Source organism: Arthrobacter sp. EPSL27 (assembly GCF_001512305.1).
Taxonomy (GTDB): Bacteria; Actinomycetota; Actinomycetes; order Actinomycetales; family Micrococcaceae; genus Arthrobacter.
On the sequence record NZ_LNUT01000005.1, the window covers coordinates 578653 to 593673 of the forward strand.

Genomic DNA, 15021 nt, shown 5'->3' on the forward strand with positions numbered 1-15021 from the left:
CCGAGTAGTAAAACTTTTCGTGTGCCCAGACCGCCATTTGCGGTCCGGGCAACAGCAACAAGTAGGAAGGGCCGTCTGTGAGTTCGCAGAACCGAACCGGCAGCCGACGCAAACAGATCACTAAGATCACTGGCTTGGCACTCGCCGGCGCGTTGGCTTTGACTGGATGTTCACCAGAGGTACAGAAAGGGTGGCTGCCTACTGAACGCGGCACCACCAACCACACTGACCGCATCATGGACCTCTGGGTCAACTCATGGATTGCCGCCCTGATTGTCGGTGTCATTACCTGGGGCCTGATGATCTGGTGCATGGTGGCCTACCGGCGCCGCAAGGGCACCGTCGGGTTCCCGCGCCAGAACAGCTTCAACCTCCCGCTCGAGGTCTTCTACCTGACGATCCCGCTGTTTATGGTCCTGGTGTTCTTCTACTTCACCGACCGCGACCAGCAGGCGATCGACAACCGCGCCGAGCCGGCCGACGTCGTCGTTGACGTCCGCGGCAAGCAGTGGGCCTGGGACTTCAACTACAAAAAGGGCGACGTGATCCGCGAGGATGTCCACGAAGCCGGCGTCCAGGCGCACCTGAACGGCGAGGAAGTGGACAAGGAACAGCTGCCCACCCTCTACCTGCCGGTCAACAAGTCGGTTGACGTGGAGCTCAACGCCCGCGACGTCATCCACTCCTTCTGGGTCCCCGCCTTCCTGCAGAAGCGCGACATGATCCCCGGAAAGACCAACTACATCCGGTTCACCCCCACTAAAGAGGGCACCTACGACGGCAAGTGCGCCGAGCTCTGCGGCGAGTACCACTCCGAAATGCTGTTCCGCGTGAAGGTCGTTTCCGAAGCCGAGTTCCAGGCGCATCTGGAAAGGCTCCGCCAGGGCGGCAACACGGGTCTCCTCGGCGAAGAGTACGACCGTCTCCCGGCCATGACCGAGAACAAGTAAGGGGAGCGCGAAGTGGCTACCACCTATTCCCAGCCCACCGGGGTCCTCGAGGCTCCCGTAGTACCCAAATCCAAGGGGCGCATCGTCGTCAACTGGATCACCTCTACCGACCACAAGACCATCGGGTACATGTACCTGATCGCGTCCTTCGTGTTCTTCTGCTTCGGCGGTGTCATGGCGCTGCTGATCCGCGCCGAGCTGTTCGAACCCGGCATGCAGATCCTGCAGACCAAAGAGCAGTACAACCAGCTCTTCACCATGCACGGAACCGTCATGCTCCTGATGTTCGCGACGCCGCTGTTCGCCGGCTTCGCCAACGTCATCATGCCGCTGCAGATCGGTGCCCCCGACGTCGCCTTCCCGCGACTGAACGCACTGGCCTTCTGGTTCTTCCTCTTCGGCTCCACCATCGCGGTGTCCGGCTTCATCACTCCGCAGGGTGCGGCCTCGTTCGGCTGGTTCGCGTACGCGCCGCTGTCCAACACGACGTTCAGCCCCGGCGTGGGCGGTGACCTCTGGGTCTTCGGCCTGGCGCTCTCGGGCTTCGGCACCATCCTCGGTGCGGTCAACTTCATCACCACCATCATCTGCATGCGCGCCCCGGGAATGACCATGTGGCGGATGCCGATCTTCACCTGGAACATCCTGGTGACGGCCATCCTGGTTCTGATGGCGTTCCCGCCGCTGGCTGCAGCCCTCTTCGCCCTTGGTGCGGACCGCCGCTTCGGCGCCCACATCTTCGACCCGGAGAACGGCGGCGCCGTCCTCTGGCAGCACCTGTTCTGGTTCTTCGGCCACCCCGAGGTCTACATCATCGCCCTGCCGTTCTTTGGCATCGTCTCCGAAATCTTCCCGGTCTTCAGCCGCAAGCCGATCTTCGGTTACAAGGGCCTGGTATACGCCACGATCTCCATCGCAGCCCTCTCCGTGACCGTGTGGGCCCACCACATGTACGTCACCGGCTCGGTCCTGCTGCCGTTCTTCTCCTTCATGACGATGCTGATCGCGGTTCCCACCGGCGTGAAGTTCTTCAACTGGATCGGCACCATGTGGCGGGGGTCCATCACCTTTGAAACCCCCATGCTGTGGAGCATCGGCTTCCTTGCGACGTTCCTCTTCGGCGGCCTCACCGGCATCATCCTGGCCTCCCCGCCGCTGGACTTCCACGTTTCCGATTCCTACTTCGTGGTGGCGCACTTCCACTACGTTGTCTTCGGCACGGTCGTGTTCGCAATGTTCGCAGGCTTCTACTTCTGGTGGCCGAAGTGGACCGGCAAGATGCTCAACGAGCGTCTCGGCAAGATCCACTTCTGGATGCTGTTCCTCGGTTTCCACGGCACGTTCCTCATCCAGCACTGGCTGGGCGTCGAGGGTATGCCCCGCCGTTACGCGGACTACATGCCGCAGGACAACTTCACCTGGATGAACCAGTTCTCCACCTACGCCTCGTTCCTCCTGGGCGCCTCGCTGATCCCGTTCTTCTGGAACGTCTACATCACCTGGCGCAGCAACGAGAAGGTTGAAGTGGATGACCCGTGGGGCTTCGGCGCCTCGCTGGAGTGGGCAACTTCCTGCCCGCCGCCGCGCCACAACTTCACCTCGCTGCCGCGGATCCGTTCGGAACGTCCTGCCCTGGACCTGCACCACCCCGAACTTTCCCAGACCTACACCGTCGAGTCTCCGGCCCCGGCCGCAGAAGCCCTCGGTAACGCCGACCAGAAGGACAACCCCTAGTGAAGATCGAATCAAGGATTTTTGGACTCGGAGTTTTCTTCTTCGTGCCTGTCGCCGTGATCTACGGCTTCCTCACGAACTGGTCCGAGTGGGTCGGCATCCTCGGGGTGCTGCTGGTTGGCGGTCTCGCCGGCATGATCGGCGCCTACCTCGCCTTCACCGGAAAGCGCGTCGGGATGCGTCCCGAGGACCGCAGTGACGCCGAGATCCACGAAGGCGCCGGCGAGCAGGGCCACTTCAGCCCCTGGAGCTGGTGGCCGCTGGTACTCGGCCTGGCCTGCGCCGCCGGGTTCCTCGGCCTGGCAGTCGGTTTCTGGATTGTCTACATCGCGGCCGGCATGGCCGTGGTCGCCCTGATCGGTTGGGTCTACGAGTACAGCCGCGGAGACCACGCGCACTAAGCTAAGGTCCCTCAGGACAATTGCATCAGCAACGACGGCGGGCCCCACCATATGGTGGGGCCCGCCGTCGTTGTGCTGTCTACAGTTCCAGGCAGCCTCAGGCTGCTTAGGGCGGCCGCGCGGGTCTTAGCGGGACCGGGCGGACTCCAGCAGCTCGCACAGCCCGTCGAGAGCCGCGCCGACGTCACCGGCGCTGTAGCCGTCCGGGAGCGAGGCGGGGTCAACTGCCAGTTCCACCTCGCAGCCGCAGGGGAAGTCCTCGGTCATTACTTCAAGCAGCGAGCGGGCGTCGACGCCGGGCCTGCCGTCCTTGCTGATGGTGATAGGCAGCCCGGTCTCGTGGACGGCGCGGACGAAAAGCGCCGCCGGCCGTGCGTGCAGCCCGATAGATGCCTGCACAATTGCGTTCCGAACTGGCAACGGGGGCTCCCTTGGTTTCTCCAGAAGTGTGCTGCCGACGGTCCCGGCGCATTTAAGCGTAACGGCGGGCCGGGTCCCGGGCGAACCGGGGCAGCAGGTGGTCTAGACCTCGCCCGCAGGTGGCTTAACCTTGAGGTATGACTCATTCCCCAAGGCGGCGCTGTGGCCGCCTCTGATGCATCCCGCATGGCCGGGGAAATCGACCGGCACAACGGCATCCCCATTTATGTGCAACTGCGCGAACTCATTCGGACCCACATCACGGAGGCCTGCCCGCCAGGCTCGGCGCTGCCGTCCGAACGGGACCTCGCCGAACGGTTTGGCTTGGCCAGGATGACCGTCCGCCAGGCCATCGACGCCCTGGTGGGGGAGGAGGTCATTGAACGGGTGGTGGGCCTCGGCACCTTCGTGCGGAAACCCAAACTCGATCTGCAGGTGAAACTGACCTCCTACAGCGAGGAGATGCAGCGGCGCGGCATGGTGCCCGCCGCCAAGGTCCTCAGCTTCGAGCAGATCGGCGCCAGTGCTTTCCTGGCCCGCGAACTGCAGCTGGAGGAGGGCACGCCCCTGGTGCGGTTCCGCCGGCTCCTGCTGGCCGACAACGAACCCATGAGCGTGGACGAAAACTTCATCCCGGCCCACCGCGTGCCGGGCCTGCTCGACGGCGAACCGCCCACCTCCCTGTACAACGTCCTCAGCGAACGGTACGGGCTGGTGATGGAGTGGGGCGAGGACATGATCGAAGCGACGGCCGCCTCACCGTCGACGGCCCGCCTGCTGAACGTTGAAGTGGGGTCCCCGCTGCTGAAAATCCAGCGCCACGCCTTCGTGGCGCGTTCAATGGTCGACTACTCCGTGTCGTACTACCGGGCCGACCGCTACAAGCTCTGGGTGCCCCTGCAGCGGCCCGGCGTGCGCCCGACGCGCAACTACGCCTCCGGATACCGTTCGTAGCGGCACAGGGCCCCACAGGCCCGGAGACGCTGGAAGGCCCGGTCCTCACGGACCGGGCCTTCCTGTTTACCACTGGGCGCCTGGCGGCGCCTGGCTAGTGGCTGAGCGTCTTCTGCGAGGCGCCGGAGTCGATAGCCTCGTGCTCGCCGTGGTGGCCGTGTGCGGCCGCCAGTTCTGCGGGCGTGGCCGGGGCGACCCGGTCCTCGAAGAACCACTGGGAGAGCTTCGCGCGGCGCTTCTCTTTCCTGTCGACAACGCCATGCTCGTTCGGCTGGGCCGGAAGCGGCGACGGCGACTCGAAGCCGACCAGCTTGTAGCGCTTGTACTCATCCAGCGGTGCGTGGACCTCGATGAACTCGCCGTGCGGCAGGCGCACAATGCGGCCGGTTTCACGGCCGTGGAGGGCGATCTCGCGGTCCTTGCGCTGCAGCGCCAGGGCAACGCGCTTCGTGACGATGAAGGCGATGACCGGGCCGATGAAGAACAGTGCACGCAGCCAGTACGTCACATCGTTCAGCGACACGTGGAAGTGCGTGGCGATGAGGTCCGAGCCGGCAGCGGCCCACATGACGCAGTACCAGACGAAACCGGCCATGCCGATTGCGGTGCGGGTCGGAGCGTTGCGCGGACGGTCGAGGACGTGGTGCTCGCGGTTGTCTTTGGTGATCCAGCGTTCGATCCACGGGTACGTGAACAGGACGGTGAAGAGGATGCCTGCCGGGACCAGGGCCGGCAGCAGCACGTTGAACGTGAAGACCTGGCCGAACCAGACCTGCTCCACGCGCCAGTCGCCGATGATGCCCGGCATAAGGCGCAAGGCGCCGTCAACGAAGCCGATGTACCAGTCAGGCTGGGTGCCCGCGGAAACTGGGGAGGGATCGTAGGGGCCGTAGTTCCAGATCGGGTTGATGGTGAAGAAGCCCGCCATGAGGGCGATGACACCGAACACGATGAAGAAGAAGCCGCCGGCCTTGGCCGCGTAGACCGGGCCGAGGGGGTAACCGACGACGTTGCCGTCGTTGCGGCCCGGGCCGGGGTACTGGGTGTGCTTGTGCACCACGACCATAAAGAGGTGCAGGACGATCATCAGCAGGATGAGGGCCGGAACCAGCAGGATGTGGAGCATGTACAGGCGGCCGATGATGACCGTGCCGGGGAATTCCCCGCCGAAGAGGAAGAACGAGATGTACGTTCCAATGACCGGGATCGACTTGATGACGCCGTCGATGATGCGCAGGCCGTTGCCGGAGAGCAGGTCATCGGGGAGGGAGTAGCCGGTGAAGCCGGCAGCCATCGAGAGGATGAGCAGCACGCCGCCCACCACCCAGTTCATTTCGCGGGGCTTGCGGAATGCGCCGGTGAAGAACACGCGCAGCATGTGGACCGAGACGGATGCCACGAACAGCAGCGCCGACCAGTGATGGACCTGGCGCATGAAGAGGCCGCCGCGGACATCAAAGGAGATGTTGAGGGAGGAGTTGTATGCCACCGACATCTCGACGTTCTTCAGCGGCGTGTAGGAACCCTGGTAATGAGTTTCCGCCATGGACGGGTCAAAGAAGAACGTCAGGAACGTGCCCGAAAGGAGCAGGATGACGAAGGAGTACAGGGCCACTTCGCCGAACATGAAGGACCAGTGGTCCGGGAAGACCTTCCGGCCGAATTCACGGAGGATGCCGGAACCGCCAACGCGCTCGTCAACAAAGTTCGTGATGCGGCCGCCTTTGGTCTTGGCGACGAAGGTGGGGGCATCAGGCGTTGATGTTGCGCTCATGCTGATCACGCTCCCAATAGCTAGGTCCAACTGGTTCATGGAAGTCGCTCGTGGCGACCAGGTAGCCCTCGGAGTCAACTGCGATGGGCAGCTGGGGGAGAGGCCGGCTGGCCGGGCCGAAGATAACCTTGCATTCCTGCGTGAGGTCGAAGGTCGACTGGTGGCACGGGCACAGCAGGTGGTGGGTCTGCTGCTCGTACAGGGCAACAGGGCAACCAACGTGGGTGCAGATCTTGGAATACGCGACGATTCCGTTGTAGCCCCAGTCCTCGCGGCCCGGTGACGGGTTGAGGGACTCGGGGTTGAGGCGCATGAGCAGAACAACGGCCTTGGCCTTTTCGTTCAGCTTGCCCTCGTGAAGTTCGTTCAGGCCTTCCGGGATAACGTGGAAAGCAGAACCGATGGTGACGTCGGCGGCCTTGATCGGGGTTCCATCAGGGTCGCGGGTAAGCCGCTTGAGCTTCCCGTCCTGGGGGGCCCACATGGTGTGCGCCAGCTTGTCGTCCGGACGCGGACCAAGGTCACCGAAGATCGCGATGGCGGGCAGGGGAGCCAGCGCCACGGCGCCGAGCAGCGTGTTGCGGATCAGCGGGCGGCGCTTGATGCCGGTTTCCTCGACGATGTCGTCGACGATCCGGACAGCCGCCTGGCGGTCGTCCTCGGTGCGGATGGCATGGCGCTCCTCGGAGACTTCATGGTCCGGCATGAGGGCCTTGGCCCAGTGCACGATTCCGGTGCCGATGCCCAGCATGGCAAATGCGGTGCCGAGTCCCAGCAGCGCATTCTGCAGCCGGATGGTCGCGATCGAGGAGTCATCGCCCAGATCGATGGCGAAGTACGCCACCAGGAATATCAGGGTGCCAACAACGGAGGTCCCAAAAAGTATGGCCACCTGCCGCTCTGCTCGCTTTGCGGCCTTCGGGTCCGTGTCAGCCAGGCGCAAACGATGCGGAGGAATTCCAGGATCCTGGAACTTCTCCACCTCATTCTGACCAGCCGTAGCTACGGTGCCCGAGTGGTTCGGACTGCCGTCACTATGGTTGCCCATAATTCGCCTCATCCCTCTCTCGTCTCGGCGAATGCCGAGTTAGCTTTTCAATTCAAACTGCTGACGGGTCAGCAGAAAACTCTTACAGGTGCAACAGGTGGGCTAGGACGTCCGGGACGTCAGCCAGATGGTGAAGGCGATGATGACGCCGAGGCCTGCGATCCAGACGAACAGGCCTTCAGAGACCGGGCCCAGGGAACCGAGGTCCGCGCCGCCGGGTGAGCCGTTGGCTTCGATCTGCTTCAGGAAGGTGATGATGTCGCGCTTGCCCTCGGGGGAGAGGTTGGCGTCACTGAAGACCGGCATGTTCTGCGGTCCGGTCACCATCGCTTCGTAGATGTGCTTGCTGGTGACGTCGCCCAGTGCCGGAGCGAACTTGCCCCGGGTCAGCGCACCGCCGGCAGCGGCAGCGTTGTGGCACATGGCGCAGTTCACGCGGAACAGCTCGCCGCCCTTGGCGGCGTCACCCTGGCCGTCGAGGACGCCGGCTTCGGGGATGGACGGGCCGGGGCCGAGCGAAGCGACGTAAGCGGCAAGCTGGTTGGTCTGCTCTTCGTTGAACTGGACGGGCTTCTTGGGGGCCTGCGGTGCGTTCATCTGCATGGGCATACGGCCGGTGCCGACCTGGAAGTCAACGGCGGCAGCGCCGACGCCTACCAGGGAGGGGCCCGCCGGGGAGCCGCTGGCGCCCATGCCGTGGCAGGTTGCGCAGTTGGCTTCGAAGAGCTTTTTGCCCTCCTCCGCGTCATTTGCGCTGAAGCTGGTGGTGGCTTTGGCCTGGTTGACGGTGGTGGCAACGGCGTACAGCCCACCAGTGACCAGGAGGCCCATCAGCAGCAGTGCAATTGCTGCCAGTGGGTGACGTCGCTTCTGCGAGAGTGCCTTCACGTGGTGGTTCCTTTATTCGATCCTGCGTGGGCTCCGGGAGCCGCTTCTTGAAATTCTGCCTCTTGTAGAAAAAGAGTCAAGTCTTGCTACTTGAGGACGTAGATGACCAGGAAGAGGCCGATCCAGACGACGTCGACGAAGTGCCAGTAGTACGAGGTGACAATCGCGGAGGTTGCTTCGAAGTGTCCGAACTTCTTCGCCGCGAAGGACCGTCCCATGATGAGCAGGAAGGCCACCAGGCCGCCGATCACGTGCAGGCCGTGGAAGCCCGTGGTGATGTAGAACGCCGAGCCGTAGGCGTTGGAGGAGAGTGAGACGTGCTCGGAAACGAGCATGGCGTACTCAGTCGCCTGGCCGGCCACGAAGAAGGCGCCCATGAGGAAAGTCAGGGTGAACCACTCGTTCATTCCCCAGCGGGTGAAGCTGAAGGGGCCGCCCGTCCTGCGCGGCTGAAGCCGCTCAGCGGCGAAGACGCCCATCTGGCAAGTAAAGGAACTGGCCACGAGGACGATCGTGTTGATGAGCGCAAAGGGGAAGTTGAGCTTGGCTGTCTCCTCGGCCCACATCTGTCCGGAAGTCGAACGGAGTGTGAAGTACATGGCAAAGAGACCGGCGAAGAACATCAACTCACTGGACAGCCAGACTACGGTTCCTACAGAAACCATGTTTGGGCGGTTCAGCGTCGGGTGCGCCGGGGTACTGGGGGCATGGGTCGCAGATGTCACATAGACATTATGTCTATAAAACTCCCTCCTGCCCAACGCAAACCGCCTTTTCGGAGGACTTTTTCTACAAAGACGCGAAATCGTGCGGAAAAGTTCCCGGCACCGTTCACATTGGTCATTGCGGCGCGCACCTCGATAGCATCAGGACGTGACTTCTCAGGCATCTGCACAGGCGGCAGGCAACACCTGGCCGCGGCTCATCAACGCACTCATCAACGGCACGGACCTTACTGCCGGCAACACTGAGTGGGCGATGAACTCGATCATGTCCGGGGAGGCCACGCCGGCGCAGGTCGCCGGATTCCTTGTCGCCCTGCGGGCCAAGGGCGAGACCGTGGATGAGCTGGTGGGACTGGTGGAGGCGATGATCGCCAACGCCAGCCCGCTTGATATCGGCGGGCAGAAGCTGGACATCGTCGGAACCGGCGGCGACCAGCAGAACACCGTCAATATCTCCACCATGGCCGCACTGATCGCGGCCGGTGCTGGCGCCAAGGTGGTCAAACACGGCAACCGTGCCGCATCCTCCACCTCAGGTTCCGCGGACGTCCTCGAAGCGCTCGGCGTCCGGCTGGACCTGCCGATCCCCCGGGTGGCGCTCAACGCGGAAGAAGCCGGCATCACTTTTTGCTTCGCCCAGGTCTTCCATCCCTCCATGCGGCATGCCGCCGTTGCCCGCCGTGAACTCGGCGTGCCGACCGCCTTTAACTTCCTGGGCCCCATGATCAACCCCGCCCACGTCCAGGCCTCCGCGGTGGGCGTGGCCAACGAGCGGATGGCACCCCTGGTTGCCGGTGTGCTCGCGAAGCGCGGCAGCCGCGGCCTGGTGTTCCGCGGCAGTGACGGGCTCGATGAACTGACCACCACCGGCCCGTCGACGGTGTGGGAGATCCGGAACGGCACTGTGACGGAAGAGATGTTCGATCCGGGCGACCTGGGGGTCCGCCGGGCCACCCTGGAGGAACTGCGCGGCGGGGACGCCGCAGCCAATGCCGCCGTCGTGCGTTCCGTCCTGGCCGGCGGACGCGGTCCCGCCCGCGACGCTGCGTTGCTCAATGCCGCCGCCGGGCTGGTGGCCTTCGACCTGGACGCCGTCGGCGGCTTCAGCGAACGGATGGCCGCGGCGCTCAGGCGCGCGGAGGAATCGATTGAAACGGGTGCGGCTGCTGCCGTGCTGGACCGGTGGGTCGCGCTCTCACGCAGCTGAGTCGCCGCCGGGCGCAGTGCGCCTGGCACTACCCCTCATCAAGGGGAGCCGGGTGCAGCTCCTGAACGCCGGGTCCTACTGCTCGAAGCCGAGGGCGAAGGCCGCGTCCAGGTCGTGCTGGGAGTACGCGCGGAACGCGATCTGGGTGGTGGTGTGCACCACGCCCGGCACCTTGGACAGCTTGTCGGCGATGGCGTCCGCCAGATCCTCATGACGGGGCACCCGGGCAATGGCGATCAGGTCCCACTCGCCGGTCACCGAGTAGACCTCGCTGATGCCCTGGATGGCAGAGATTTCCTCCGCGGTCTCCGGGATGCGGGAAGCGTCTGTCTTAATCAGGACGAAAGCGGTGACCACGTGTGAACCTTTCCGGATCTGTTGCGCCGTTGCCGGCCCGGCCGGGAGCCTGTTGTCTCTCCGTGGCCCGGGCCATCTGTCTGCAAGCCTAGTCCATCAGGCGTTCCGGCGGCGTGTGTTGCGACGCCGGATGGCGGCCGCCACGAGGCGGTATCCCAGCAGGAACACGCCGAGGCTGAGCAGCGCCACGATGACAAACGGCAGCACCACAGTCTGCCCGGTGACGGCCCGCAGGATCATGCCCACAGTCACCGTGCCGAGCCAGACAGCGACGCCGGCCGGCCAGACAGGCAGCGGGGAGCGCCAAAGCCGCAGCGCGAGCCAGGTCAACGCCGCCCCGGCCAGGAACGGCCAGGCTGTCGCCAGAACCCCGGTGACGACGTCGCCGCGCTGGTGGGCGTCCCGGCCGATCGCCGCGAACGTCAGGATGAGAACAGCGTCGGCACACGCGGCCAGAACGGCGGTCCGCGGGGAAGCCGGCGCGGGCAGGGTCACGGCGGGACGGGGGAGCGGCGGGGTCGAAGAAGCCATGCTTCCAAGCGTAGCCGGGCCGGCTGGATGAACGGCGCCGGGGCCGGCCGGGACGGGCGGTTGTGCCCGCTGCCAGGCGGGGCTAGGCTCGGGCGCAAACCCTGCCCTGCCGCCCGGCACCCGCCCGCGGCACGGGCCCGACGGAATGAGGCGCGCCGTGGCCGAAAAAATCACCACCTGCCTGTGGTTCGACAACCAGGCCGAGGAGGCCGCCGGTTTCTACGTCTCCATCTTCGACGGCGGCAGGGTGCTCGATGTGTCCCGGTACGGGGAGGGCGGGCCGGGGCCGGCCGGCCAGGCGATCACCGTCAGGTTTGAGATTGAGGGCCGGACTTTTACTGCGCTCAACGGGGGACCGGCTTTCACCTTCAACGAATCGGTGTCGTTTGTCATCGACTGCGCATCCCAGGAGGAGGTGGACCGCTACTGGACCGCACTCACCGCGGGCGGCTCCGAAAGCCAGTGCGGCTGGCTGAAGGACCGGTACGGTGTGTCGTGGCAGGTGGTCCCGTCCGCACTGGGCGGGCTGATCGGTGGCCCGGACCCTGAGGGCTCGCAACGGGCCATGCAGGCCATGCTGGGAATGCGGAAGCTGGACATCGCGGCGCTGCAGAAGGCCTACGACGGCGGGTAGCCCGGTACCCATTGCATCTTGCCGCCGGATCGCCCCAGGGTGTCCAATCCATATACACAGCCCTACGCGGCGCGGGTGCCGGCGGACCGGCCGGCGGACGGATGCACACCAGGAGGTTCCCATGCCTGCCAAAGACGCCAAGGTTCCGGCGAAGGCCGCCGCCCGGGGCACGTCCGAACTCCGCCGGGCCGACGCCTCCGACGCGCTCCCGCCCGACCACCCGGACCAGATCCGCAACGTGGCGCTGGTGGGGCATTCCGGTGCCGGGAAGACGATGCTGGCGGAGGCGCTGCTCGCCGCGACAGGGGCCATATCGCGGAAAGGATCGATCACTGAAGGCACCACGGTGGGCGATTCCGAGCCGGCCGCGATCCACCAGCAACGCTCCGTCGCGCTCTCCGTGATCCCCGTCCTGGCCGGCGGCATCAAGGTGAACCTGCTCGACACGCCCGGCTACCCGGATTTTGTCGGGGAACTGCGGGCCGGGCTGCGGGCAGCGGATGCGGCCCTGTTCGTTGTCTCCGCCGTGGACGGGATTGATGCGGCCACCACGGCACTCTGGGAGGAATGCTGGCACATCGGCATGCCCCGGGCCGTGGTGATCAGCCGGATGGACCACCCCCGGGCGGACTTCGACGCCGCCCTCGCGGAATGCCGGCGGGCCTTCGGCGACACGGTGCTGCCGCTCTACCTGCCGGTCACCCAAGGCACGGAAGGCACCGGACTGCTGGGCCTGCTCACGGGCACCGTGTCGGACCGGCCAGGTGAGGTTACGCGTCCCGGCGTCCGGAACACCGACGACGTCGAACGCGTCGCCTCGGAGGCGGCCCGCGGCGCACTGATCGAGGGGATCATCGCCGAAAGCGAGGATGAATCGCTGATGGACCGGTACCTCGACGGCGAGGACATCCCCGCCGGGGTCCTGGCCAGCGACCTCGAGACGGCCGTCGCACGGGGATCGTTCCATCCGGTCATCGCCACCTCCGCGGAGACCGGCGTCGGCCTGGCGGAACTGCTGGACCTGGTGACACGGGCCTTCCCGCCGCCAACACGCCATGCGCTCCCGGAGGTCACCGACCTCGAGGGCAATGCGGTGGAGGCTCCGGGCTGTGACCCCGCAGGCCCGCTGCTGGGGGAGGTGGTGCGGACCACCACCGATCCGTTCCTGGGCCGCGTCTGCCTGGTCCGGCTCTTCTCCGGCACCCTGCGTGAGGATTCGGCCGTGCACGTGGCCGGGCACGGACTGGAAGACCGGGGCCATCCCGACCATGACAGCGACGAACGCGTGACCCACCTGTATTCGCCGCTGGGTGCCAGCCTGCGGCCGGTGCCGTACACCGTGTCCGGGGACATCGGCGCCCTCACCAAACTGGGGCCGGCCGAGACCGGGGACACGATCTCCGCCAAGGACATGCCCCTGCTGATCCAGCCGTGGGAGATGCCGGATCCGCTGCTGCCCGTCGCCGTCGAGGCGGCCTCCCACGGCGACGAGGATGTCCTGGCCCGCAGCCTCGCAAAAGTCGCCGCGGGTGACCCGGCCCTGCGGGTGGAACGGAACTCCGAAACGCACCAGCTGGTCCTGTGGTGCACCGGAGAGGCCCATGCGGATGTGGTCCTGGGCAGGCTCCGCGAGCAAGGCGTCAACCTGCAGACCGTCGACGTCGTCACCCCGCTGCGGGAGACGTTCGCCGGGCCCGCAGCCGGGCACGGCCGGCACGTCAAACAGTCGGGCGGCCACGGCCAGTACGCGGTCTGCGACATCGAGGTGGAACCGCTGGAACGCGGCGCCGGTTTCGAATTCGTCGACAAGACCGTGGGCGGGGTGATTCCGGGCCCCTTCATCAGCTCAGTGGAGAAAGGCGTGCGCGCGCAGATGCAGAAGGGCGTATCCGCGGGCTTTCCCGTTGTGGATATCCGGGTGACGCTGCTGGGCGGCAAGGCCCACAGTGTGGACTCGTCGGATGCGGCTTTTCAGGCTGCGGGGGCGCTGGCCCTGCGCGAGGCGGCCGCAGCCGGCCGGATCCAGCTGCTGGAGCCCGTCTCGGCGGTGACGATCCGTGTGTCCGACGAACATGTGGGGGCGGTGATGAGCGACTTGTCCTCGCGCCGTGCCCGGCTGACCGGAACGACGTCCACCGGGCGGGACCTGACCGAGATCAGTGCCGAGGTGCCGGACCAGGAGCTGCTGCGGTACGCCATCGAACTGCGCGCCCTGACGTCGGGAAGCGGCCGTTTCGGCCGGAGCTACCTGCGGCACGAGCCTGTTCCGGCAACAGCCGCCCGAACTGCCGCGAAGGACTGAGCAGCCCGCGCGCCGGAAACCGGGGGGTGCAGGGGTGCCGAAGAACTTATTGAAGCACGTCGCTGAGGGGGACGTATTTCAGGTTTGAGGTGTCGGCGCCGGAATTCGATTCGTCGTGGACCACCAGCATGCCCTGCTCGAACCGCGGCCCGACGTTCTCCATGGTGACGGACAGGCCGTCGGTGCCGGTCACGCCGTCGACGTCCCCGTTTCCGGCGACCCTGAAGGACTTCCGGAAGGCGTTGTTGCCGGCGCGGTCGTAGATGGCGATGGTGGAGTTGCCCTGGCTGGAGACGAACAGGTACCCGCCGCCGTCCGCGCCGTAGGCGATGCTCATTCCCTCGACGTCGGCCTCCAGCCGGCCGTCCCCGACCGCGTCAACGGAGGTGCGTTCCGCTCCGGCGTCGGGCTCCGCGTTGTATTTCCAGACGCCCACGCCCTCTTGGCCGACATACAGGTGCCCCAGCTGGTCGTCGGCGACGCAGCTCTCGGTGATGCTGCTGACCGGGAGGGTCCGGACGAGGGTGGCATCCACTTTGCCCGCGCCGTCCCCTGCCAGCTCGAACTGCTGGACGGAGCCGGCGCCGTTGGGGGTCACAAAGGCGTAGAACTTACCGCTGTTCTTGCTGTGGTACATGCAGAAACCGTAGTTGGGCGCCTCGGTGGTGATGCTGCGGGCCGCGACCGGGGCCAGCGTTCTGGTTGCCGGGTCCAGGGTCCACAGGGCCAGCGTGTTGTCAGTCCGGTTGTTGCCGCCCACCAGGACCATGGGGGACCCCGACGCCGGGAAACCGTCCCTGAGGTCGACGTTGCCGATCATGCCGTCGGGACGGAAGTGGACCAGTTTTCCGCTCATGTCGAAGAGCCCGATCCCGCCGCCGGACCTTGCCTTGTTGTCGGCCACGACGAGGCTGTTGCCGGGATCCGCGGGGTCAACCCAGATGGCGGAGTCATCAGAGATGTCGCCGGAACCCTCGAATGTTTCCGTCTCCAGGACGGGTGCGGCTGTTGGTTTCTCCAGTTCGGGTGCCGGGGTGCCGCCATCGCCGGTGGTCGCAGTGGCACTGGGGGCGGCGGAACTGGGCGGCGGCGGGGG

At 65.7% G+C, this 15021-nt stretch carries 15 protein-coding genes; 7 read left to right on the forward strand and 8 right to left on the reverse strand.

The window, feature by feature from the left end; genetic code table 11:
- The first annotated feature begins 77 nt into the window (after positions 1-77).
- From ctaC to AR539_RS13590, 3 genes are read left to right on the forward strand one after another with little or no spacing between them, the layout of a single operon-like run.
- Positions 78-950 (forward strand): aa3-type cytochrome oxidase subunit II, encoded by an 873-nt coding sequence (gene ctaC, locus AR539_RS13580; protein WP_066437835.1) that lies wholly within the window; start codon positions 78-80, stop codon positions 948-950.
- A 12-nt stretch (positions 951-962) separates the two neighbouring features.
- The gene (ctaD, locus tag AR539_RS13585) at positions 963-2684 is read left to right on the forward strand and encodes an aa3-type cytochrome oxidase subunit I (RefSeq protein WP_066437839.1); all 1722 of its coding nucleotides are present in this window, start codon (positions 963-965) and stop codon (positions 2682-2684) included.
- On the forward strand, positions 2684-3085 hold the full coding sequence (locus AR539_RS13590) for a cytochrome c oxidase subunit 4 (RefSeq protein ID WP_066437842.1): 402 nt from the start codon (positions 2684-2686) through the stop codon (positions 3083-3085). Before ctaD ends, AR539_RS13590 begins: the two co-directional genes overlap by 1 nt.
- A gap of 126 nt (positions 3086-3211) precedes the next feature.
- On the opposite strand, the gene AR539_RS13595 is transcribed toward AR539_RS13590, so the two are convergent.
- A complete protein-coding gene (locus AR539_RS13595) occupies positions 3212-3505 on the reverse strand; it encodes an HPr family phosphocarrier protein (RefSeq protein ID WP_066437843.1) in 294 nt (97 codons plus the stop codon).
- 186 nt (positions 3506-3691) lie between these two features.
- Here AR539_RS13595 and AR539_RS13600 point away from each other — a divergent pair, with 186 nt between their 5' ends.
- A complete protein-coding gene (locus AR539_RS13600) occupies positions 3692-4459 on the forward strand; it encodes a GntR family transcriptional regulator (protein ID WP_066437851.1) in 768 nt (255 codons plus the stop codon).
- 94 nt (positions 4460-4553) lie between these two features.
- Here the strand turns inward: AR539_RS13600 and qcrB are convergent, their stop codons facing one another.
- The 4 genes from qcrB to ctaE all read right to left on the reverse strand — a co-directional run bounded on the left by qcrB (position 4554) and on the right by ctaE (position 8930).
- Positions 4554-6233, reverse strand: coding sequence for a cytochrome bc1 complex cytochrome b subunit (gene qcrB, locus AR539_RS13605; RefSeq protein WP_066437856.1), 1680 nt, complete (start codon positions 6231-6233; stop codon positions 4554-4556).
- Positions 6211-7281: a cytochrome bc1 complex Rieske iron-sulfur subunit gene (gene qcrA / locus AR539_RS13610; protein ID WP_066437858.1), complete on the reverse strand. Its 1071-nt coding sequence runs from the start codon at positions 7279-7281 to the stop codon at positions 6211-6213. Before qcrA ends, qcrB begins: the two co-directional genes overlap by 23 nt.
- A 102-nt stretch (positions 7282-7383) precedes the next feature.
- Positions 7384-8169 carry a cytochrome bc1 complex diheme cytochrome c subunit gene (qcrC, locus tag AR539_RS13615; protein WP_066437862.1) on the reverse strand — a complete coding sequence of 262 codons (786 nt, stop codon included), beginning with the start codon at positions 8167-8169 and terminating at the stop codon, positions 7384-7386.
- Positions 8170-8255: 86 nt separating this feature from the next.
- Positions 8256-8930: an aa3-type cytochrome oxidase subunit III gene (gene ctaE / locus AR539_RS13620; protein ID WP_442854410.1), complete on the reverse strand. Its 675-nt coding sequence runs from the start codon at positions 8928-8930 to the stop codon at positions 8256-8258.
- Between the two features lie 112 nt (positions 8931-9042).
- Between ctaE and trpD the strand changes: the two genes are divergently transcribed.
- Positions 9043-10101 (forward strand): anthranilate phosphoribosyltransferase, encoded by a 1059-nt coding sequence (gene trpD / locus AR539_RS13625; protein ID WP_066437867.1) that lies wholly within the window; start codon positions 9043-9045, stop codon positions 10099-10101.
- 75 nt (positions 10102-10176) lie between these two features.
- Here the strand turns inward: trpD and AR539_RS13630 are convergent, their stop codons facing one another.
- Together AR539_RS13630 and AR539_RS13635 are read right to left on the reverse strand one after the other, a co-directional pair.
- Positions 10177-10458, reverse strand: a complete 282-nt coding sequence (locus AR539_RS13630) for an Lrp/AsnC family transcriptional regulator (protein WP_066437869.1) — start codon at positions 10456-10458, stop codon at positions 10177-10179.
- 96 nt (positions 10459-10554) lie between these two features.
- On the reverse strand, positions 10555-10989 hold the full coding sequence (locus AR539_RS13635; RefSeq protein WP_066437874.1) for a DUF3054 domain-containing protein: 435 nt from the start codon (positions 10987-10989) through the stop codon (positions 10555-10557).
- 157 nt (positions 10990-11146) lie between these two features.
- Here AR539_RS13635 and AR539_RS13640 point away from each other — a divergent pair, with 157 nt between their 5' ends.
- A complete protein-coding gene (locus tag AR539_RS13640; protein ID WP_157361017.1) occupies positions 11147-11623 on the forward strand; it encodes a VOC family protein in 477 nt (158 codons plus the stop codon).
- Between the two features lie 121 nt (positions 11624-11744).
- A complete protein-coding gene (locus tag AR539_RS13645; protein ID WP_066437878.1) occupies positions 11745-13925 on the forward strand; it encodes an elongation factor G-like protein EF-G2 in 2181 nt (726 codons plus the stop codon).
- Positions 13926-13971: 46 nt separating this feature from the next.
- On the opposite strand, the gene AR539_RS13650 is transcribed toward AR539_RS13645, so the two are convergent.
- The coding region (locus tag AR539_RS13650; protein ID WP_066437879.1) for a phytase at positions 13972-15021 on the reverse strand (1050 nt) is incomplete at its 5' end.

Bases quoted from the DNA above. Each gene is read 5' to 3' on its own strand.
- AR539_RS13600 (WP_066437851.1), top strand. From the start codon at position 3,692: ATGGCCGGGGAAATCGACCGGCACAACGGCATCCCCATTTATGTGCAA.
- qcrB (WP_066437856.1), bottom strand. From the start codon at position 6,233: ATGAGCGCAACATCAACGCCTGATGCCCCCACCTTCGTCGCCAAGACC.
- qcrA (WP_066437858.1), bottom strand. From the start codon at position 7,281: ATGGGCAACCATAGTGACGGCAGTCCGAACCACTCGGGCACCGTAGCT.
- AR539_RS13635 (WP_066437874.1), bottom strand. From the start codon at position 10,989: ATGGCTTCTTCGACCCCGCCGCTCCCCCGTCCCGCCGTGACCCTGCCC.
- AR539_RS13645 (WP_066437878.1), top strand. From the start codon at position 11,745: ATGCCTGCCAAAGACGCCAAGGTTCCGGCGAAGGCCGCCGCCCGGGGC.